The organism is Thermostichus sp. OS-CIW-31, assembly GCF_054060305.1.
This window is the reverse complement of record NZ_JBSSDA010000011.1, coordinates 1-21092: the sequence shown is the minus strand read 5'-3', so window position 1 is coordinate 21092 and position 21092 is coordinate 1. Positions and strand designations below refer to the sequence as shown.

Here is a 21092-nt window from a genome sequence, read left to right as displayed (position 1 = left end):
GGATAAGATGATGGACTCTACTTCCCTGGCTTTCCAAGATCTGGCCGCCATGAACCCATTGCCTCCTCCCGCCCACCCCTACCAGTTCCGCGCTTTGGGCCTGATTAAGGGATCCCTGAAATCGATCCCCAAGACTTATGCGCAGGCAACCTTGGTTGCCTCTGACGGAGCAGAATATCCGGCTACCCCCGGACGCGCCGAGCTTCTCGGCCCCTTCGAGCACTGCATCAAGAGCGGCCATACCTACTGGTACTACGTGCAGCCGCAGCCGCGTTCAGGGGGGGCTTTGGGCTTGAGCATTATCCGCATCCTGGCCCTGCCGGAAGAGGAGCAAGACCCAGAGTGGGAAGAAGAACCGTTTTTGCCTGCCCCTGAGGACACAGAGGAAGGCTTTAACATCCGCGGCATTGTCGAGCCCCACGATGGCTTTGTTGAGGTGACCGTGCGGCGCAAGCCCCAGGGAACCAAGCAATTTGCTCCTCTGCAATTGCGCTTGGAAGGGTTCTTGCCCGGAGCTGTGGCGGGCGAGTTTTGGGATCTGTTGGCAGAGCGAGAGGGCAACAAACTGCTGTTGGTGGATGGTACCCGCCTGTTGACCGCAGTAGCCTAGCTATCTAGATTGGCCCTGCTTGAGAACCTTAAAATAAACCAAAGAGCTTCCCAACCGATGGTGTCTGCTGCCGGCTTGTCCCAACGGGTCGCCCATCTATCCCCTTCCCCCACGCTATCCATTTCGGCTCTGGCTAAAGCCATGCAGGCAGAGGGGCTGGATGTGTGTAGCTTGAGCGCGGGCGAGCCGGATTTCGATACGCCTGACCACATTCGGGCCGCGGCCATCCGTGCTCTGGAAGAGGGCAAAACCCGTTACGGCCCCACCGCCGGGATCCCCGCCCTTCGCCAAGCAGTGGCCGATAAGCTGCGGCAGGAAAACGGCCTGGAGTTCAGCCACGACCAAATCCTGATCAGCAACGGCGGCAAGCAAACCCTGTTTAACCTGGCCATGGTGCTGCTGGATCCCGGCGATGAAGTGATCTTGCCTGTTCCCTACTGGGTCAGCTACCCCGAAATTGCCATTTTGGCAGGGGCAAAGGTTGTGCAGGTGCAGACGGAAGAGGCCCAGGGGTTCAAGCTCACCGCCGCCCAACTGCGCCAGGCCCTCACCCCCCGCAGCAAGCTGCTGATTCTCAACTCGCCGGCCAACCCCACCGGAGCCGTTTACCACCAGCACGAGCTGGCAGCTCTGGCAGAGGTGATCCTCTCCGCCCCCCATCTGTACGTGATCTGCGACGAGATCTACGAAAAGCTGGTTTATGGACAAGCCCGCCACATCAGCCTGGGATCCCTTTGCCCTGACTTGATGCCGCGCCTGATTCTCAGCAGTGGCTTCGCCAAAGCCTACGCCATGACCGGCTGGCGGGTGGGCTACTTGGCCGGGCCCAAGCCCATCATTGAGGCGGCCATCAACCTGCAAAGCCACAGCACCTCCAATGTCTGCACCTTCGCCCAGTACGGTGCTCTGGAAGCCCTGACCAGCCCCCTATCGGCAGCGGCTGTGGAAAAAATGCGCCAAGAATTCTGGCAGCGGCGAGATCTGATGCTGGACGGGATCCGCACCTTGCCGGGGGTGACTTGCCCGGAGCCGGAGGGCGCATTTTATGTGTTTGTCAACATCGGCCAAACCGGGTTAAGTTCGGTGGAGTTTTGCCGGCAGCTGCTCAAGGAACACCACGTGGCTGCTGTGCCGGGGGTAGCCTTTGGGGCAGATTCCTACATTCGCCTTTCCTACGCTGCCGACCGCACCACCCTCGAAAAAGGGCTGCAGCGGCTGCACCGGTTTGTGTCTTCCCTCTGAGAATTCAATCCGAGGATCGAAAAGAACTGAGGAAGCTCAGCTCCCAGCGGCTGGATCCCTGTAGGCCATTCCCAGCGGCGAGGTCCCTATCTGAAGTGTGAACACCATTGCTTAACCCTAGCTATAGTGTTAGGGGATGGGCTACGAGGGGATAACTCATGTCTGGCAGAACGGCGCTTGTCATCACCGTTGCCTGTTTGAGTGGGGGATCCGGAAAGACCACAGCCGCCCTCAACTTGGCCATCATGCTGGCCGAGCATGGCAAGACGCTGGCTGTTGACTTTGACCCACAGGGCAACCTGAGCCAGTGGATGGGCTGGACGGATCTGTCGGAGTCGGCCACCATTGCCGAGACGATTTTGCCGGGGGCGGATCGGGTTCACATTCGGGAGATTATCCGTCCGCCGTTGAATGAGGATCGCCAGGAGCGGCTGTGGTTGGCCCCCAGCGATTACAGTCTCTCGCGGGCCATGGATGCAATCGTGATGGAGCCGGGGCGGGAGCTGTTTTTGAAGCGGGCTTTGCGACCGATTTTGCCGGAGTATGACTTTTTGGTCATCGACAGCCCCCCCTCGAAAGGGTTGCTCACCTACAACAGCATTCTCAGCGCCGATCTGCTGGTGGTGCCGACGGAATGTACCCAAAAGGGGGTGATGGGGGCCCTAAGTACCCTGGTGCTGTTGAAAGAATTGGAAGAGCTGGATTTTCATGTGCCCAAGTTTTTGGGGGTGCTCCCCACACGGGAACAGTGGGTGGGCAACAACCGCACCAAAATGTCGCGGGCCGCGGTGGAAGCCTTGGCGGAAATGATGCAAGGGATCCCCATTTTTACGCCGGTGCGGCAAAGTACGGTCGTTCAGCAAACCAACAGCATGGGCTGGTCCTTGGCGGAGGCAGGGGAAGATCTCCTGGCCCAACCTTATCGCGAGATCCTCAAGGCTGTGCTGGAGGCCCGCTAACATGGCTACCGCCAAGAAGCCTCCCAAAAAAAAATTGCCCACCGGCCCCACCAAGGCGGATCTGCTCTCGCGCATGGGGGTGAATAAGCAGCCAGAGCCGATGGAACTTGCGCCTACGGCTGCCGATGGCGTTGAGGCTCCGCACCGTCCAGAGGACAACAGGGGGACGGATTCCCTGGATCTGCCTCACCCTGCGGCATTAGATGTTGAGCCCGATCCATCTGCCGCCGCCTCGTCCCCTCTGTGCCAGGTTGCCACAACCCCACCAGACGCAGGACGGATGCCTCTCCTGGCCAGTGTGCTCTCCACACCTGAAGCTCCTTCTCGGGATGCGGATCCCTTGTCCAACTTGTCGCCCGCTCCGGTCGAGGTGGAAAGGGTTGTCTCCCCACCCCAGGTCAGTCCGGCCAAATGGGCCGGTACTCCACCGCCAACCGAAGGGCCAGCCGAGCTTTTGCCCCCTGCTACCGCCGGCACCGGCAATGGGGTTCGCCGCAATGGCGCCTATCATGGGCACACTGCCCAGTCGGATCCCCGCGAGGCTCTGGATGCACAACTGGGCCTGCAAAAGCTTACCCTCAAATGGTCTGCCGAGAGGGTAGAAAAGCTGGGATCCCTGGAAAGCGCCACCGGGCTACCGGGCGAGATTTTGCTGGAAGTCCTGCTGGATCATTGGGAACAATTGCCCAAGCCCTTGCAGCAAGATTGCCTCCTGCAAGCCCACCGCATTCGCGTCGAGCGGCTGGTGATCAGCCAAAACTTCACCATTGCCACGATTGAGCAACTGCTCTTCACGTCAGCGTTGCGCAACAACAACGAGCAGCATCTGCTTTGAGTTCTGGCCGGTTGGCCTGGGAAATTCCCCCTCAAGATCTCCGCCAGTATGCCAGACAACAGGGATCCCTGTTCCTGTGCTAGGGTCAAAATGGTTCTGTTGGCTTTTCGCGCTTTTCGGCCTGTGCTCTCTCCCCCTCGCTACCTGGCGGCAACCCAAGCCCATTATCATCAAGTGCATTATTCACCCTACTTCTCACTTTTGTTTTTCTATCTTCTCCCTATTTCTCCCATCGTTTAGGGGACAGCATTGCAACGTCATCTTCTTTAAAACGACCAGGTTGTAGTGGAGCGGCAACAGTTGATGAAAGATCTTGATTTGACCAAAGCTGTAGAGCAACGGCGCACCTTTGCCATCATTTCCCATCCCGATGCGGGGAAGACCACCCTCACCGAAAAGCTGCTGTTGTACGGGGGGGCCATTCAAGAAGCGGGAGCTGTGAAGGCCCGTCGGGCGCAAAAGCGGGCCACTTCCGACTGGATGGAACTGGAAAAGCAGCGAGGTATTTCCATCACCTCTACCGTCCTGCAATTTGATTACCGCAACATTCGTCTCAATCTGCTGGATACTCCCGGCCACCAGGACTTCAGCGAAGACACCTATCGCACCCTGGCAGCGGCTGACAATGCCGTGATGCTGGAAGATGCCGGCAAAGGGTTGGAAACCCAGACCCGCAAGCTGTTTGAAGTGTGTCAGATGCGGGGGCTGCCGATTTTTACCTTTATCAACAAGATGGATCGCCCAAGTCGGGATCCCTTGGAGCTGATGGATGAAATTGAGACGGAACTGGGCCTCAAGCCCTATCCTGTCAACTGGCCAATTGGCTCAGGCGAGCGGTTTACTGCGCTATTTGACCGCCGAACTCAGGAGTTTCATTTCTTTGAGCGGGTATCTGGGGGGCGGCTAAGAGTTCAAGATACCGTCATTAAACTTGGGGATCCGCAAATTGAGGAGTTGATCGACAAGGACTTGTATTACCAATTCAAGGAAGAGCTGGAACTGCTGGATGGTCTCATGCCCACCTTGGATCTAAAACAGGTGCATTCTGGCAAACAAACCCCGGTCTTTTTCGGCAGTGCCATGACCAATTTTGGGGTGGAGCTTTTTCTCAATGCGTTTTTGGAGTATTCCTTACCGCCAATGCCTCACGAGAGCACTGCTGGGCTAATCCCGCCCGAACATCCTGAGTTTACGGGCTTTGTCTTTAAGCTGCAGGCCAACATGGATCCCCGCCATCGGGATCGCGTTGCTTTTGTGCGCATCTGTTCCGGCAAGTTTGAGAAGGATATGGTGGTCAACCATGCCCGCCTCAATCGTCCCATTCGCCTATCTTATCCCCAGAAGTTGTTTGCTCAAGAGCGCATCTCCATCGATGAAGCTTACCCTGGGGATGTGATCGGCCTGAATAATCCCGGCATCTTCACCATTGGGGATACCATCTACACCGGCCCGAAGCTGCGCTACGCCGGGATCCCTAGCTTTTCTCCTGAGCTGTTTGCCTACTTGAAGAATCCCAATCCTTCCAAGTTTAAGCAGTTCCAGAAAGGGGTAGCGGAACTGCGGGAAGAAGGGGCTGTACAAATCATGTACTCTATCGACGATTCCAAACGGGATCCGATTGTGGCAGCGGTGGGCCAGTTGCAGTTTGAGGTTTTGCAGTATCGCCTTGAAAGTGAATACAACGTCGAAACCCGACTGGAGATGTTGCCCTACACACTGGCTCGCTGGGTCGAGAATGGCTGGAAGGCGCTGGAGAATATTCCCAGCTTGTTTAACACCCTAGTTGTTAAAGACATTCAAGACAGGCCCGTTCTTCTGTTTAAGAACGAGTGGACTTTACAGCAATTTGCTGCCAGCAACCCTAAAATCAAGCTCAGCAAAATTGCCCCTATCTCGGATCTCGGCCCAGAATTGGGTGACGGCCAATAGATCAACCTAAGAGAATCCGTCTCAAAGAGCCTTAGGTTCTGACATTCAGTCGAGATGCCATTGGTCTCCACATCAGCGGTGTTGATAGGTGTTGATATCTTCGGATTTCTGAGCAAACCCCTCACACAGATCGCAGCAATTCCCCCATCTTTTTCCTGCATCGTCCAGGGACAGAGGGAGTGAACCATGCCTTTCTTCTCCAACCTGGGATCCGATTCTCCCCACTTTGGCGCTGCCCTCAGTGCTTGTGCGCCACTTTGCGAACGCTCCTTGTGGGGACTGGATCCGCAAGCCGTTTTTTTGAATCACGGCTCCTACGGCGCGACCCCGAAAAAGGTGTTGCAGGCCCAGAGTGTATGGCGGGAACGCCTTGAGGCTCAGCCGGTGCAGTTTATGGGAGAGGAACTTCCTCGAGCCTTGCGGGCGGCGGCAGCAGAACTGGCCCATTTCGTCGGGGCCGAACCCGAAAATTTGGTGTTTGTGGAAAATGCCACCAGCGGGGTCAATGCCGTTTTGCGCTCGCTGCGGTTCCGGCCAGGGGATCAGATCGCCTGCACCAATCACGGTTACGGGGCCGTTCGTCAGGCGCTACAGTATGTCTATGCCCAGTGGGGAGCCATCCCGGTTGAGGCGCAGATCCCTTTCCCCATTGCGGGGCCAGAGCAGGTTATCGCGGCCTTCGAGGCCATCCTCACTCCCCAAACTCGCCTGGCGGTGTTGGATCACCTCACCTCGCCTACGGCTCTGATCTACCCCCTGCCTGAGCTGATCGGCCTCTGTCGGGAGCGCGGGATCCCGGTTTTGGTGGATGGCGCCCATGCCCCCGGAGTTCTCCCCTTGGAGTTGGAAAAGCTAGGAGCCGATTGGTACACCGGCAATGCCCACAAGTGGCTGTTTGCCCCGAAAGGCTGTGCCTTTTTGTGGGTGGCCCCCTATCGACAGGCCCAAACTCATCCTACGGTGATCTCCCACGGCTATGGGCAAGGGTTCACAGCGGAGTTCGACTGGGTGGGCACACGGGATCCCAGCGCTTGGTTGGCCATTTCAGCAGCCCTGGCGTTTATCCAAGGGGTGGGACTGGACAACATCCGTCAGCACAACCACACTCTGCTGCTGCAGGCGCGGCAGTTGCTCTTGGAGGCTCTTGAGGGGATCCCGCCCGCCCCCGAAAAGATGTTGGGCTTTATGGCCACCCTACCCTTGCCGCCATTTTGGCAGCAGTGGATCCCTGAGCTTCCTCTTGAGGAGCGCGCCCGTCGGCTTCACGATTACCTCTGGTACAAGTACCGCATTGAGGTTCCGATCATCCCCTTCGCCGGGCAGCTTTGGGTACGCATCTCGGCCCAGGTCTACAACCGTTTGGCAGAGTACGAACAGTTGGCGCTGGCCTTGCAGCATCTGCCCTGAGGTTTTGTCGGTTGAGCCGCTTTCACGACATTGCAAGTATAGTTGCTTCGCACACCAGTAAAACGATTCCAAATCTATGGTCAATTCAGTTGAGGATGAGATGACGTTGCAGGTAGGATGGCATGCCAGTAGACCTCAGAAAGAAGCCTTGACCTGAGAGAGAGTCGTAGGGCATGTCCAGGAAGGGAGCAGACCCACAGACGTACAAAGCCGGTCATACAGCGGAAGGGAAGGGTATGGGAGTCGGTAAAAGCAGCGCGGAACGCTTGGGGAGCGTCTCAATCTAGTTTGAAGCGACCGCAGTGCTTTCAAGAGGGCAAGGATGCATGCAGATGGAGGAACTTCTGTTGATGAAGTGACAAGGCCTGCTTTTGCGAGTCGGACTATTCTACTGGCCAGTGTCTCATTGCTATTTGAATTGACTATCTGAAAAAGTCAGAAAACGTATCCCGCAGATCCGAAAGCCGATCGTTGAAGCAGGTAAGCCGATCCCCTGCGGAGTTCACCAGCGTCAGATCTGCCCGACCGGTTGCCCCTTCGGATCCCAGTAGAGGAACGCTCATGCGGCTGGGATCGGCGGGATTTTGGGAGACGCGGATCACGGCTCGATCGCGGTTAAATTGATAAGCCTCGGCCACATAGCGGATGGGCTCGCTCAAGGTGGGATCCACCGGCAGCCCTGGGGCCGGCAGGAGATCCACCAGCTCGGTGAACGTGCCACTCCGCAGGCCCACCACGGCAGCAGCTCCCAACTGGTTACAAATGGCAATGAGAACCGGCTCTTGGGCAGTGGCGGTGAGGTTGGCCAAGGTAACCGTGACCGTGGCGCGGCTGGCTGCCGGCGGGTAGGTGACCTCAAAGGTGCGGGCAAAGGCATTGCCCAGCTCGTCGCGGGCGCGAAAGCGAAGCTGCCCGGTGTAGGGCAGGATGGAAGAAAAGTAGATGCCAAAGCGGTCGCTGGGACTCCGTCCGGGGATATTGGCCTGTCCGGGGACATAGGCAAGGGCAGCCCGGCTTTGCCACTGATTGGGCGGGGTGTAGGGCAGCAGCGGGCCACTGGTGAAGTTGGGGGGTTCTTTGGGGGGCAGATCCGGCTGGCCATCTCTGTTCAGATCCAGCCCATTGCCCAAGAAGGCCACCGAGCGCTGTAAGAGAATAGGACGGTTTTGGTTATCCAAAAGGGGATTCCGCCTTTCTGCCAGCCCGGCATTGTCCACATAGACATTAAGGGGGCGATTTAGGATTTGGTTATCCCGCTGCCGCCGCATGTTGAACTGTAGGTAGGGCCCCACTGCGCCCGCTGCCGGGGATCCTCCTGTGATTTCAAAATCATCCGCCCGCAGGAAGACATTTTCCAGGGGGCCCAGAGGAGTTGTTCCCTCGCCGCAACCGACCAAGCCAAGCGCTAAAATGGCCAAGGCTGTATAAGCTACAACAGAGCATCCTTTTTCGATAGGGGAATCCGAGCTCCCACAAGTCGGCAGCAGGGGCCGGCAGGCATGCTTTGGCTTCAGCATTCATCTCCTCTCCACAACAGACACCTTGGCGAGGGTTCGACCCAACCGGACTGAGTTGAGGATGGGCGGGGATCCCTCTGCACTCATCGGATTCGCCTGAACCACTATACCGTGAGCCTCGGTTCAGCTAGAAATCGCAGGAGCCCCGCACTGTACCCGTAGGGTCAGTGCCGGGAGGAATGCGCTTTGATGAAGTACAATAGACTTATGAGCCAAGTCCTGACCATATCCTGTAAGCTCAAGGCGTTCCCGTCACAAGCCGCCAAATTGGACGCGACGATGGATGTCTTTGTGCAGGCATTGAACTGGGTCAACCAGAACACGCCGGAGAAGATCGTCAACGCGGTCAAACTGCAATCCCTTTGCTACTACGAGATTCGAGCTCGGTTCGGCTTGTCCAGTAACTTGGCTCAACAGGTGTGCAGACGGGTGGCGGGCGCTCGCAAAGTGGCGAGACAGCGCAACCGTCCAGTTAAAGAGTTCAAGCGTAGGTTCGTTACCTACGATGCACGTATCTTCTCGTTTCGCGAGAAAGACTGGACGGTGTCGCTGACCACGGTGGAGGGGCGAGAGCGCTTTGAACTAGCCATTGGCAACTACCAGCGTGGGATGCTGGCTGGCTCTAACCCCAAATCGGCCACCCTAGTCCAGCGGAAGGATGGCTCCTACTACATCCAGATTTGCGTAGAGGAAAAGCCACCCAAGCAACAAGATACCGACAAGGTGATCGGGGTGGACTTGGGCAGGACGGATATCGCCCATACGTCAGAGGGGGACAACTGGAATGGACAGCAGTTGAACCGAGTCCGCGACCGCTACTCCCGGTTGAGGGCGGTACTCCAACGCAAAGCCAGTAAGGGCACCCGCAGTTCGCGGCGCAGATGCAGAGAACTGTTGCAACGGCTGTCTGGCAAGGAGAGGCGCTTTCAAGTGTGGGTCAATCATCGCATCTCCAAAGCTATTGTCTCTAGGGCAAAGGTCACAAACAGCGCTATTGCTCTGGAAGACTTGACAGGGATCCGGGAAAGGGTCAATCAACAGCCACGCAGCAAAGCCGAGCGGCGTAGGACCAACAGTTGGGCGTTCTACCAACTACGCCAGTTTCTGGAATACAAGGCGAGAGTTGCAGGGGTTTCTCTGGTTCTTGTGCCGCCTGCTTACACGTCGCAGACCTGTCACCAGTGCTTGCACATCCATCCCGATCCTGCGCAATCCTACCGCAGTGGCAAGTCGTTCAAGTGTGGGCACTGTGGATGGGAAGGAGATGCGGATTTGAATGGTGCGAATGTGATTGCGCTTTTGGGGGCTGTCGTAAACCAGCCTAGAGGTCCGGGCTTGTTTTGTTCTCTGGTAGAGCAGAACAGGCTCAGGGCTACTGAAAGCCCGCTCCGTACCGCTTAGCGGTCGGAGCCGGGTAGTTTACCTCCCACCATCCCTAGGGGGCTGGCGGCAACGAGCAAGAAATGGTGGCGATCCCTGGCCTCATCTCCCGAACAGGCTTGATAGCCTAGAGGAAGCGAGATGTGGATACCCATGTCAGATACTCCTGCGGTCTTGGTAGAGCAACTTCAAAAGCGCTACGGATCCACAGTGGCCGTGGCGGACGTCTCGTTTCAGGTGGAACCCGGCCAGATCTACGGCATTCTCGGCCCCAATGGGGCCGGCAAGACCACCACTTTGCATTGCCTTTGCACCTTGCTTCGTCCCGATGCGGGCCGGATAGAGGTGTACGGGATCCCAGCCAGCGAAAACCCCAAAGCGGTACGAGAAAAACTGGGGTTTGTTGCCCAAGAGGTGGCTTTGGATAAGGTGCTGACCGGGCGAGAATTGTTGCAGTTGCAGGCCGACCTCTACCACCTGCCGCGCCCCCTGGCCCAAGAGCGAATCGCTGCCGTCCTGGAGCTGCTGGGGCTGACCGACCGTGCCGACCAGCGCATCGGTACCTACTCCGGCGGGCTGCGCAAACGCTTGGATCTGGCGGCAGGACTGCTCCATCAACCCCAGGTGCTGGTCTTGGACGAGCCCACGGTGGGCCTGGACATTCCCAGTCGGTTGGCCATCTGGGATTTTCTGCGCCAACTCAAGAACACAGGGATCACAGTGGTGCTCAGCAGCCACTACCTGGAGGAGATCGACCTGCTGGCGGATCGGGTGGCCATCATCGACCGGGGCAAGGTGATTGCCGAGGGAACCCCCGAGGAGCTGAAAACCCGCGTCGGCGGCGAGCGCATCACCGTCAAGCTGCAGGAATTTGCCCCGGCAGAACTGGCCCAGCGGGGTGCCCAACTGCTGGGATCCCTGCCCTTTGTCCAGAAGGTGGTGATCAACAGCGCCCAGGGCAACGCCCTGAACCTGGTGGTGCAGCGGAATGGAGAGGATCCCCTCAGCCAGATTCGCGCCCACTTGCAGGCTCATGGGCTAGAGGTGTTCAGCAGCACCCAGTCTCGTCCCAGCTTGGATGATGTGTATTTGGCGGCAACCGGGCAAACCCTCATGGATGCGGAGCTGGCCGCTGCCGAGGCCAATCTGGGCAAAAAGAAAAAGTAACTTCATCACCTCATGCTCGAGCCCCATTGATCCCTGTACAAAGGCATATCGAGATATTTATTGGTTGTATTGGTTGATGGATTAGATACTGCATTCATTCATCACACATTCATTGATCACAACTCTACAGGAGCTTGGGTATGACCTCTGCCTCTTCCCCGGTTCAATCTAACCCGATCCCCCTTCTGACGGCTGATTTTTGGCAGGAGACCTTTGCCCTCACCCGCCGCTTGTTTATCCAACTGCAGCGTCGCCCCACAACCTTGCTGGCCGGCATTATCCAGCCGTTGCTCTGGCTGATTCTATTTGGAGCCTTGTTTCAGAATGCTCCTGCCGGCATTTTCGGGGCCGGACAAAACTACACCCAGTTTTTGGGGGCGGGAGTCATTGTGTTTACGGCTTTTGGTGGAGCTTTGAATGCTGGGGTGCCGGTGATTTTCGACCGAGAATTTGGCTTTTTGAACCGGCTGTTGGTGGCTCCCCTCACCTCTCGTTTTTCCATCGTTCTCGCCTCTAGCCTGTTCATCGTCAGCTTGGCGCTGCTGCAGACGGCGGTGATTGTGGGGGCAGATTACGCCCTTGGGGCCGGGATCCCAGACGGGCCAGGCTTGGCGGTGGTGGCCTTGATCGTGGGCCTGTTGGTCTTGGGCTTCACGGCCCTGAGCTTGGGCTTGGCCTTTGCCATGCCGGGGCACCAGCAATTGCTGGCTTTCATCTTTTTGGTCAACTTGCCCCTGATCTTTTCCAGCACGGCCTTGGCTCCCCTGAGCTTTATGCCCACCTGGCTGCGTTGGGTGGCCAGCCTCAACCCCCTCACTTTTGCCATCGAGCCCATCCGCCATGTTTACCGCAGCAGCCATTGGAGCTGGGCCGATGTGGTGCTGCAGGCTCCCTGGGGCGATCTCACCCTGGCGGGATCCCTGGGCCTTTTGACGGGGTTTGTGGGGGTGTCGGTTCTACTGGTGCAGGGGGTGTTGCGCAAAAGCTTGGCCTGAGCCTCTCTGCCCAGGCTGTGCCGCTCAAAGCCACTGGCGGGAAACGGACTTCTCCATAGCCGCCTGTGCCCGCTGCACCAGAGCCAGGGGGCTGTCCTGGGCTGGGGAAACGCTGAGAGAAGGAGTAAGGCTGCGAGCCTGCAGAGCCATGTGGAGCTGCAGTTCGGTTACGTACTCCCGCAGGCCAAAGTTAGACCCAGAAGAAGAAGGAGCCGCTGAAGAGGGGTGAGACACAGACATCACGGCAAAGAGTCCTTCGCGAAATGGCCACTGTTGCTCTGCTAAGGTATCACGCCCACCCCTTTTCCGAAGCTTCCAAAATGTTAGCTTTGATTAAGATTTGCAACCGTTTGGCCATGGTGGTGCTCAAGGATTGGCAGCGCTCCAAGTTGGATCCCAGCGACGATGCCCTCTTTTACAGCTATCCTCGCTTCGTGACTCATGTGGATTCTGGCTTCATTGGCCAGCTCACCGATCTATACCGCGAGCATTTGCGGCCCCAGACCCGCATTCTCGATCTGATGAGCAGTTGGGTCTCCCATTTGCCGCCTGAGATGGAGTTTGCCCATGTGGAGGGGCATGGGATGAACCCGGAGGAACTGGCGGCCAACCCCCGGCTGGATCACTTCTTCATCCAAAACTTGAACCAAAACCCAAGTCTGCCCTTCCCTGATCAATCCTTCGACGCGGTGCTAAACACGGTCTCGGTGCAATATCTGCAGCAGCCAGAGCAGGTGTTTGCCGAGGTGTATCGCATCCTAAAGCCCCAGGGCCTCTTCATCGTCAGCTTCTCCAATCGCATGTTTTTCCAGAAGGCGATCCAGGCTTGGCGGGACAACTCTGAGGCGGGGCGAGTGGAGTTGGTCAGGCGCTATTTTGAGTCAGTGCCAGGGTTTGCGGTGGTGAAGGTGATCCAGCGGCCTGCCCCTATGGGTTGGCTGGGCTTTTGGGCAGGCGGAGGCGGGGATCCCTTCTATGCCCTGATTGGACAGCGGACGGCGGGGTAGAATTCTCCAGCTTGCCTGTGGCGTGCAGGCGGGATCCTTGGAAATATCCAACAAGACTCCAGCATCCACCAGATCTTGCAGCTGTGTTATCCTCGCTACCCTCAGAGGTCTGTCTTGTTCTCCGGTCTTTCTGACAGTTCTTCCCCACAAAACGGCAATCCTTCCCCCCTACCCATCTCGGCAATTGGGGAGGCGGGGCTGCTGCAGATCGTGCAGCGCTACTGTCCGGCCCAGGTGGTGGGAGACGATGCGGCGGTGTTAGCTGCTCCGGAGGGGCAGTTGGTGGTGACAACCGATGTGTTGGTGGAGGGAGTTCACTTCAGCGATCTGACGACCCCGGCCCATGCGGTGGGCTGGCGCGCGGTGGCCGCCAATCTGTCGGATCTGGCCGCGATGGGATCCCGTCCGCAGGCGTTGGTGGTGGGTTTGGGCTTGCCGGGCTCCACGCCGGTTGCTTGGGTGGAGGAGCTTTATCAAGGGATGCGGGACTGTTGCGCCCGCTGGGAATGCCAACTGGTGGGAGGGGATCTGTGTCGGTCGCCGCATCGGTTCGTGGCGATCACGGCTTTGGGAAGGGTGCAGCCGGGGCGGGCTATTCAGCGCAGACGGGCTCAACCCGGCGATTGGCTGGTGGTGACAGGGTCGCATGGAGATGCGCGGGCAGGCTTGGAACTGCTTCTCCATCCTGAACAGGGATCCTCAGCCACGGCAGCCGAGCGCGAGCAGTTGATCAGGGCTCACCAATACCCACGCCCGCGACTGGATCTGTTGCCCCTCTTAGAAGGGATCCCGGATCCCTTGCGCATTGCCGGCATGGATACCAGCGATGGTTTGGCAGATGCCCTGGTGCAGGTGTGTCAGGCCAGTGGGGTGGAGGCAAGGATTGCCGTGGAGCGGATCCCGATTTCAGAAGCTTTGCGGCAGGCTTTCCCGGCCCAAGCCTGGGAATGGGCGCTCTATGGAGGCGAAGATTTTGAGCTGCTCCTCAGTGCCGAGGTGTCGGTGGCCAAGCATCTGTTGGAAAGATTGCCGGGGGCCGTTTGGATTGGAGAAGTGACAGGCTGGGATCCGCAGGGAACCGTCTGGCTGAAGGACGGGCAAGCCCTCAGCCGTCAGCAAGCCTTCCAGCATTTCTAAGAGGCGTTGTGCTGCAGGATGGTCACCCAAACTGCCAACAGTTGAAGACAAATCGACTTGTGGGAGAAAACAAGCCCTAGGAAGGATTCGATAACCTAGAAGTGGAGAGAAGCTGAGACAAGGAAGCAAATTGACTTGGAATAGCTTCAGGCAACTGCTCAGAACTCGGCAGAACTTGGAGAAGCATTGGAGACTCTACTCATGAAAGCTATCTTAACAGCAGCCATTCTTGGCCTGGCCGGGATCCCTTCGTTGGCCCCCTTGCCCAGTTCGGCTCAGCCGCTTTTTGAATTGGGTGCCTACCGCCTTGAGCAGGGGACGATTATCCCGGTCGGCAGCCTGAGTAGCGAAGGGCCGCAATACTTTTATCCCGACACCGTCTATCCCCTGGAAGTGGCCGTTACTCAGAACATTTTTGACAGCCAGGGGCGCTTGGTGATCCCGGCGGGTAGCCGCATTTTTGGACAGATGGAACCTGCACCGGGCGGATCCCGCTTTGTCGGCACTTCCATTGTTCTCGGCGGTCGTACCTACAGCCTGCGGGCTTCCTCCAACATCCTCCACGACGAAAAGGATCCCCGTCAGTATTCGGCTGAGGCCATCGCTCAGGATGCAGCCATTGGGGCAGCCGCGGGAGCCATTTTGGGGGCCATCACGGGCAGAGTCTCGGTGGGCAATGTCCTGGGAGGTGCCGCGACCGGAGTGGTGGTGGGCAATGTTACCGCTCCGCAGGTGGTGGTGCTGCGCCCCGGCCAATCTTTCAATCTAACTTTGGAAGCTCCGCTGACTTTGTGAGGTGCCGTTTGGAGATTCCTCTGGGAGTGTTGAGGGTCGGCAACTTGTGATTCACTGGGGATCAGATTGCGGATCCCTGTTTTCATGGCTACTGAATCTAAGCCCACTTCCCCCCTCTCCTCCACCGAGCACAGGTTTACGGCTGGAGAGGAGAGCTTTACCTACAGAGCGCTGGCCGGTTGGCAGACCCTTTTTCAGCGGGAAAAGCCGGTGGCCGAGATCTTTCACGTCGCCTATCTAAAGCAAGACTCCGCCTCTCAGCACCGCCCTCTCACTTTTGTGTTCAACGGTGGGCCTGGGGCAGCTTCTGCCTACCTGCACATGGGAGCGCTGGGGCCCAAACGGATTGGCTTCGGGCCCAACGGCAGTTTGCCCCCCTCCCCGGTGCGGCTGGTGGACAATGCCGAAAGTTGGTTGCCCTTTTCCGACCTGGTCTTTGTCGATCCGGTGGGGACGGGGTTCAGCCGCGCCCTGCCCAAGGATTCTCAAGACCCCAAAGATTCCCGGGAGAAATCCGATCCGGCATCCAAGCCCCCTCAGCCGGATGCTAAGGCGGAGGAGCCTCCTAAGGAATCGCCCTTCTGGGATGTGGAGCGGGATTTGCAATCCTTGGGAGAATTCATTCAGGGCTTTCTTTCCCGATACAAACGCTGGCTCTCCCCCATTTTCATTGCCGGCGAAAGCTACGGTGGGTTTCGGGTGGCGCGGCTGGCCAAGGAGCTGCAATCCAAGTTTGGCGTAGGCTTGTCGGGGGCCATTCTCATCTCGCCTGCACTTGAGTTTGGGTTGCTGGAGACCAACGATTACAACCTCAGCACTTGGGCAACGCTTTTCCCTTCCTACGTAGCTACAGCAGCTCATCATGGACGGTGTGGCTGGGGGGAGGATTTGCAGATCCTGCTGCCCAAAGCAGAACGCTTTGCCCGACAACGTCTGCTGCCCCTCTTGGCCATGGGGGAGGCAATGCCAGAGGCAGAACGGCAAGCGGTGTATCAGGAAATGGCAGCAGGGATCGGCCTATCTCCAGAATATGTAGCCCACAAAGGCGGGCGGATCGATATCGCCAGTTTTGCCCGCGAGCTGTTGCGGTCGCAGCGACTGGTGCTGGGGCTCTACGATGCTTCTGTAACCACGGTGGATCCCTTTCCGGATCGGCCTACCTTCGAGGGATCCGATCCCACCTTGGATGGGATCGATCGCCTGTTCACGGCAGCCATCAACAGCCACTTGCGAGAGACCTTGCAGGTGGAAACGGAGTTGACCTATCACCTACTGAACCTGGAGGTGTTCAAGTCCTGGCGGTTCACCCCAAAAGGAGAGTTTAAGCAAGGATTCATCGGGGCAATGGACGAGCTGCGCAGCAGCATGGCCCTCAACCCCCACATGCGGGTGAGCATTCATCATGGCTTTTACGACCTGGTCACGCCCTACTTTGCCTCGAATCACCTGGTGGATTTGATGAAGTTGGATCCGCGGTTGAAGGCCAACCTCACCCTACGTCATTATCGCGGCGGACACATGTTCTACACCTGGGATCCCTCGCGATTGGAGTGGTTTACAGAAATGCGTGAGTTTTACTCGAAAACAGCTTCCAGCTCAGAGTCATAACATACTCGCCGGGCGAGGATTCTGGTTCCTGGTTTTGCAGCAGCACTTATAGTCAATTCAAATGGCAATGAGACACTAGCCGGTGCAATAGCTCCGCTAGAAAGTTCCTCTATAGCGTGCATCCTTGCCCTCTTGAAATTTAGGCCAGGACAGTGGCCCACACCCAAAACGTTGCATGCACAGGGCCATAGGGCTTTTCTCAGTAGCTCAAACGACCCTACTCCCTACAACCAGTCGCGTAGCTCTGAGCTGGGGATCTCACGGCGCTCCCCGGTAACCGTGAGAAAAATCGTGAGAAAAATAATGAGCGGTTTTGATTCCTGTCTTTCCCTCTTCTTGAGAGAGAGAACTCAGATGGGATCCCTGTGGGCTAAGGGGCTTGTTGTTGATTTTGAACAGTAGGGATCCGGCGCAAATTCAAAAGCACCATTGCGCTAAGGGGGCGCGTGTTGGCCAGTAGCCCCACGATCAGCAGCAGCCAACTGTTCAAGGTAGTATTGTCCAGCAGCCAACCCATCAACAGAGCCGATCCTGCCCCTTCGGCAACTGCCGCCAAGATCCAAGCCCGGCTACCTTTCCAGCGCTGAGACCACAAGGCCCATTGCAGCCCACCAACGCCGACCCCCACCAGCAAACCGCGCAGCGCATCTCCCATTGCCTGCAAGACATTTTGGAGCCAGGGATCCGTCGGGTTAAAACCAGAGGTTGCTACCCCCACCTGGGGAGCGAGGAAATCCGCCGCCGCCCAGCCCAAAGCCGTGGCCAGCAAAGTTGCAGCCACCCATCCCACCGAAACCTGCCGCCGCAACACCAGCCACTGCAGCAGCCCCATCAGCAAGCCAAGGCCGGCTCCAGCCACCGCCCCTTGTAATGATCCCAAAGCCGCCAGCAGAGGCGCTGATGCCCCCAGCCCCAGGTAGCCGATCCCAGCCGCCCCCAAATTGGCCAAGAGCCAACTCAACGCTGACCCTTTGCCCAGGCGGGGTGCATTCAGGGGTGCATCCAACAGATGAGAGCCGGACTTGCTGTTGACATGTTCCTGCCCAACCTTCTGTTCCACCTCGCGCAGCCCCTGTTCCGCTGAAGGGTTACCCGGCTCCAGCCGCAGCACCCCTTGATAATCCATCTGGGCAAGGCCCCAATGCCCCTGTCGTTGGTGGGCCAGGCCGCGGTAGAGATAGTAGCGGGCTTCGTTGGGGGCGCTCTGGATCAGCTCATTGAGCAGATGGACGGCCATCTTGTACTCGCCTGCCTCGATCAGCCTTACCGCCCGTTGTAGCTTTTCTTCCTCGTCTGGGGCGGCTCGACCCATCGGCTGTTGGGAAGTCGGCTGGCCAAATCCGGTCGGGATCCGCTGGGGACGAACACCTGGAGATGCAGGAGATGAACTTGAGGGAACGAACGGGGCAGGAGGGGCGATCTTGTTTCCATAGACAGCCTGTAGCTGCTGGCCGAGCCCTTCCATGTTGGCCGGGCGGAGGGCAGGGTCTTTCTCTAGGCACTGGAGGACAACCTTCTCCAGAGCAGCGGGGATGGGGTGGGCTAGCTTGTGGTCTTGGAAGGGGCGGGGCTTTTGAAAGTTGTGGACGTGGTACCAGCCCTGCAAGGTGTCGGTATCCGGCTCGAAGGGCAGCGCACCGGTTAACAGCTCGTACAGCACCACCCCCAGGGAATAGATGTCGGAGCGGCCATCCAGCTTTTCTCCGCGCATTTGCTCCGGCGAGGCGTAGACCATCGTGCCTAAAAAATAGCCCGTCTGCGTCAGGCCACGAGAGGTCTCCCCCATGAGCTTGGAAATGCCAAAGTCCAGGATCTTGACCCGCTCTTTCCCATCGGGCCCTTTCTGCACAAAGATATTGCTGGGCTTGATGTCGCGGTGGATGACGCCGCGAATGGAGTGTTTGCCCAGATCCATCTGAAAGTTGTGGGCGTGGTGCAGGGCAGAGCAAATCTGCAGAGCCAAGTTCACCACCCGCTCTGGGTGCAGGGGGCCTTCCCGAGCCAGCACATAGTCCAACCCCTGGCCGCTGTAGGGTTTGGCATTCAGGTACTCCATCACCAGGTAGGGCTGGTTTTGGTACAGGCCGTAAGAGCGCACCTGCACGATGTTGGGGTGCTCGCCCAACAGAGCGCTGACCCTGGCCTCATCCATGAAGCGTTGCTGCAGTTGCTGGTAGTACTCTGGGCCCATGTCCGGGGGCGGCGGGCGCAACAACTTGACGGCCACCAGCTCGTCATTGAGCTGGGTATCCACCGCCTCGAACACATTGCCGTAGCCACCCTCGCTGATGTGGCGGGTCAGCCGGTAGCGGTTGCCAATCAGTTGTCCAATCAGGCGCTGGTTCATGGAGGAGGGTGGCCAGCTGGGGAGTTTACCTGTGATTTGATTCTATTCAGCTTATGGGCCTAGAACCTGCTTGTGAGGGATCCGCTTGCCATTGCGAACCCTTTTTCACCCCAAAAGCCAGGGATCCCGCTAGGATTGGGGCATGAGTGCTCCTTCTGCAACTGCTGCTCTATCCCCTTTCTGGCTGGAGGTTACCGAGTTTGCCTTGCAGGCTACGGCCAGCGTGGGATCCCAGCTCTTGGCAGACTTTGGCCAGGCCCACCCTACGGTTCGCGCCAGCGGGACGGAGTCCTTAAAAGCCGACGGCAGCTTGGTAACCTCTTCTGACCAGTGGGCGGATCGCGCTTTTCAAGGGGCCATTGCCGCTGCCTACCCCGATCACGGTTATCTGAGCGAGGAATCCAACCACATTTTTCCCGAGAAGGAGTGGTGTTGGGTAGTGGATCCTTTGGATGGCACCACCAATTTTGCCCGTGGGATCCCCATTTGGGGCAGCTCCTTGGCTTTGCTGCATTGGGGCGTGCCGGTGTTTGGCTGTGTCCATCTGCCGCCCATCCGCCAGACTTTTTACGGTTATTGGCCTCGGTTTCCTGGGGATGCAGCAGCAGGAGCTTTTCTCACCCGCCACGACCGGGATCCCGCCTGTCCCCAGCCAATCCGTCCTAGCACCGCCTCACCCGGCCCCAACCAATTGTTTAATTTCTGTTCCCGCAGCAGCCATTGGATTAGCCCACACTTCCCCTGCAAAGCGCGGATGTTGGGGGGTGCTGCCTACAACCTGCTGGCGGTGGCCGGTGGCAGCCTTCTGGGGGCGGTGGAACGCTCGCCCAAGATCTGGGATGTGGCGGCAGTGTGGGCCATTGTCAAGGGGGCCGGCGCCGTTTGGGAACCCCTGAGCTGCACCGATCCGGATCCCGGCCAGCCTCTCATTCCCGGCAAGGATTATGGCCGACTCACTTACCCCGCCCTGGTGGCAGCTCAAGCCGAGTGGATCCCCTTATTTCGCGCTTTCATCGCTCTGTAGCCTTCGTAAACGGCCTGCACGTTGTACCAGTTGAGGAAAAAAATCCGGCACAGCTCCAAGGCCAACTGCGAGCGGCCATGCCGGATCAACCAGCGCAGCAGCGGTTCCACCCGTTTCTCGTTCAGCCAGCCCCCCAGGGATAAAAGCCCCCACAGGAATTGGTGTAGGGGTGTCAGTTGGATCATCAGGCGCACGGCCCAGGTAGGGTGTTTTTGGTAAAAGAGAATACCCATGCGGCCCCGTTGCCGTTCCCGCTCGATAAGGGCCGGGATCTGCTGCAGCTCAAAGGGCGGATGCCAGTGGTAGCCGGTGGCCTGGGGGCACTTGACCAGGCGCAGGCCCAAACGTTTTAGCCGCACCCCCAGCTCCAGGTCTTCCCAGCCGTAGAGGTGAAACCGCTCGTCAAAGGGGCCGGCGGGGGTTTCGCAGGCCAGCTCCAACCAATGGCGGGCAATGGCCACGTTGCCGGTGGCGAAAAAGGCTGCCGAAAAATCGGTGGGCTTGAAGGGTTCGGAGCGGGGATCCTGAAAATTGCTCGTGTTGATCACCCGCCCGTAGGTGAAGACCTTGGCCTCGTGGGGGGAGCGGGGATCCCCTGTAACGCCGTGCCGCCGCAGCATCTGGGCGTGGCTGGCCAAGAAGTGATCCACCACCACCAGGTCGCTGTCGATAAAGACGATGAGGGATCCCTGGGCGTGGCGAAACCCCAGGTTGCGGGCAGCGGCGGGGCCGCGGTGCTCCTGCTGCAACAGTTTCCACTGGGGCAAGCCAACGGGGTTGTTCTGCAGCCATTCCACTGTGCCATCGGTGGAGCCATCGTCCACCACCACCACCTCGTAGCCCTCGTAGGGGCCGGCCTGCTGCTGCGCCAAGGCCCGCAGACACTGCTCCAAAATCGGACGGCGGTTGTAGGTGGGAATGATGACGCTGATGTACACCGGGGATCCCTGGAGATGGCCGTGCAACCTTAGAGCAAAAGTTGAGCAAAACGCTTCAGGGAGGAGGGGTTCGCGCTGCCTGTTAGGCTAGAGGGCTTTTAGGAGCATGACTCTAGTCAATAATAAGCTCAACTATACTGAAAATAATGTATAATATGTTCAGTACGGATTACTACCAGTTGATCTTTCTGTTTA

Annotated in this window: 18 protein-coding genes; 14 read left to right on the top strand and 4 right to left on the bottom strand. The window is 58.2% G+C overall.

The genetic code is table 11. From position 1 onward, the window contains the following. Positions 1 to 7 precede the first annotated feature (7 nt). The 6 genes from ACVWY9_RS08015 (at position 8) to ACVWY9_RS07990 (ending at position 6982) form a co-directional block, all read left to right on the top strand. Entirely contained in the window at positions 8 to 610 is a 603-nt protein-coding gene (locus ACVWY9_RS08015) for a hypothetical protein (RefSeq protein ID WP_238376736.1), read from the top strand. Between the two features lie 57 nt (positions 611 to 667). After that, a complete protein-coding gene (locus tag ACVWY9_RS08010) occupies positions 668 to 1852 on the top strand; it encodes a pyridoxal phosphate-dependent aminotransferase (protein WP_414399639.1) in 1185 nt (394 codons plus the stop codon). Positions 1853 to 2010: 158 nt separating this feature from the next. Continuing rightward, positions 2011 to 2811 (top strand): ParA family protein, encoded by an 801-nt coding sequence (locus ACVWY9_RS08005; RefSeq protein WP_414351212.1) that lies wholly within the window; start codon positions 2011 to 2013, stop codon positions 2809 to 2811. A gap of 1 nt (position 2812) precedes the next feature. After that, complete coding sequence (locus tag ACVWY9_RS08000) at positions 2813 to 3646, top strand: hypothetical protein (protein WP_457388006.1); 834 nt, start codon at positions 2813 to 2815, stop codon at positions 3644 to 3646. 303 nt (positions 3647 to 3949) lie between these two features. Continuing rightward, positions 3950 to 5575, top strand: a complete 1626-nt coding sequence (locus ACVWY9_RS07995) for a peptide chain release factor 3 (protein WP_457388005.1) — start codon at positions 3950 to 3952, stop codon at positions 5573 to 5575. Between the two features lie 270 nt (positions 5576 to 5845). Further along, positions 5846 to 6982, top strand: coding sequence for an aminotransferase class V-fold PLP-dependent enzyme (locus tag ACVWY9_RS07990; RefSeq protein ID WP_457388053.1), 1137 nt, complete (start codon positions 5846 to 5848; stop codon positions 6980 to 6982). Positions 6983 to 7404: 422 nt separating this feature from the next. On the opposite strand, the gene ACVWY9_RS07985 is transcribed toward ACVWY9_RS07990, so the two are convergent. After that, the gene (locus tag ACVWY9_RS07985; RefSeq protein WP_457388004.1) at positions 7405 to 8400 is read right to left on the bottom strand and encodes a hypothetical protein; all 996 of its coding nucleotides are present in this window, start codon (positions 8398 to 8400) and stop codon (positions 7405 to 7407) included. Positions 8401 to 8706: 306 nt separating this feature from the next. Between ACVWY9_RS07985 and ACVWY9_RS07980 the strand changes: the two genes are divergently transcribed. From ACVWY9_RS07980 to ACVWY9_RS07970, 3 genes are all read left to right on the top strand, one after another. Further along, complete coding sequence (locus ACVWY9_RS07980) at positions 8707 to 9900, top strand: RNA-guided endonuclease InsQ/TnpB family protein (RefSeq protein WP_457388052.1); 1194 nt, start codon at positions 8707 to 8709, stop codon at positions 9898 to 9900. Between the two features lie 132 nt (positions 9901 to 10032). Further along, positions 10033 to 11046: an ABC transporter ATP-binding protein gene (locus ACVWY9_RS07975; RefSeq protein WP_414380813.1), complete on the top strand. Its 1014-nt coding sequence runs from the start codon at positions 10033 to 10035 to the stop codon at positions 11044 to 11046. A 140-nt stretch (positions 11047 to 11186) separates the two neighbouring features. Beyond that, entirely contained in the window at positions 11187 to 12041 is an 855-nt protein-coding gene (locus ACVWY9_RS07970) for an ABC transporter permease (RefSeq protein WP_011433465.1), read from the top strand. Positions 12042 to 12065: 24 nt separating this feature from the next. Here the strand turns inward: ACVWY9_RS07970 and ACVWY9_RS07965 are convergent, their stop codons facing one another. Then, positions 12066 to 12281 carry a hypothetical protein gene (locus tag ACVWY9_RS07965; RefSeq protein WP_011433464.1) on the bottom strand — a complete coding sequence of 72 codons (216 nt, stop codon included), beginning with the start codon at positions 12279 to 12281 and terminating at the stop codon, positions 12066 to 12068. Between the two features lie 116 nt (positions 12282 to 12397). Between ACVWY9_RS07965 and ACVWY9_RS07960 the strand changes: the two genes are divergently transcribed. The 4 genes from ACVWY9_RS07960 to ACVWY9_RS07945 all read left to right on the top strand — a co-directional run bounded on the left by ACVWY9_RS07960 (position 12398) and on the right by ACVWY9_RS07945 (position 16588). Beyond that, the gene (locus tag ACVWY9_RS07960) at positions 12398 to 13048 is read left to right on the top strand and encodes a class I SAM-dependent methyltransferase (RefSeq protein ID WP_011433463.1); all 651 of its coding nucleotides are present in this window, start codon (positions 12398 to 12400) and stop codon (positions 13046 to 13048) included. A 114-nt stretch (positions 13049 to 13162) separates the two neighbouring features. Next, on the top strand, positions 13163 to 14185 hold the full coding sequence (gene thiL, locus ACVWY9_RS07955) for a thiamine-phosphate kinase (RefSeq protein WP_457388003.1): 1023 nt from the start codon (positions 13163 to 13165) through the stop codon (positions 14183 to 14185). A 201-nt stretch (positions 14186 to 14386) separates the two neighbouring features. Then, entirely contained in the window at positions 14387 to 14980 is a 594-nt protein-coding gene (locus ACVWY9_RS07950; protein ID WP_457388002.1) for a hypothetical protein, read from the top strand. Between the two features lie 84 nt (positions 14981 to 15064). After that, the gene (locus tag ACVWY9_RS07945; protein WP_457388001.1) at positions 15065 to 16588 is read left to right on the top strand and encodes a S10 family peptidase; all 1524 of its coding nucleotides are present in this window, start codon (positions 15065 to 15067) and stop codon (positions 16586 to 16588) included. Positions 16589 to 16958: 370 nt separating this feature from the next. Here the strand turns inward: ACVWY9_RS07945 and ACVWY9_RS07940 are convergent, their stop codons facing one another. Further along, positions 16959 to 18935, bottom strand: coding sequence for a protein kinase domain-containing protein (locus ACVWY9_RS07940; protein WP_457388000.1), 1977 nt, complete (start codon positions 18933 to 18935; stop codon positions 16959 to 16961). Between the two features lie 142 nt (positions 18936 to 19077). Here ACVWY9_RS07940 and ACVWY9_RS07935 point away from each other — a divergent pair, with 142 nt between their 5' ends. Further along, the gene (locus tag ACVWY9_RS07935; protein ID WP_457387999.1) at positions 19078 to 19959 is read left to right on the top strand and encodes an inositol monophosphatase family protein; all 882 of its coding nucleotides are present in this window, start codon (positions 19078 to 19080) and stop codon (positions 19957 to 19959) included. Here ACVWY9_RS07935 and ACVWY9_RS07930 read toward each other — a convergent pair. Further along, positions 19914 to 20897 carry a glycosyltransferase family 2 protein gene (locus ACVWY9_RS07930; RefSeq protein WP_457388051.1) on the bottom strand — a complete coding sequence of 328 codons (984 nt, stop codon included), beginning with the start codon at positions 20895 to 20897 and terminating at the stop codon, positions 19914 to 19916. The two genes, ACVWY9_RS07935 and ACVWY9_RS07930, sit on opposite strands and share 46 nt — an antisense overlap. Between the last annotated feature and the right edge of the window lie 195 nt (positions 20898 to 21092).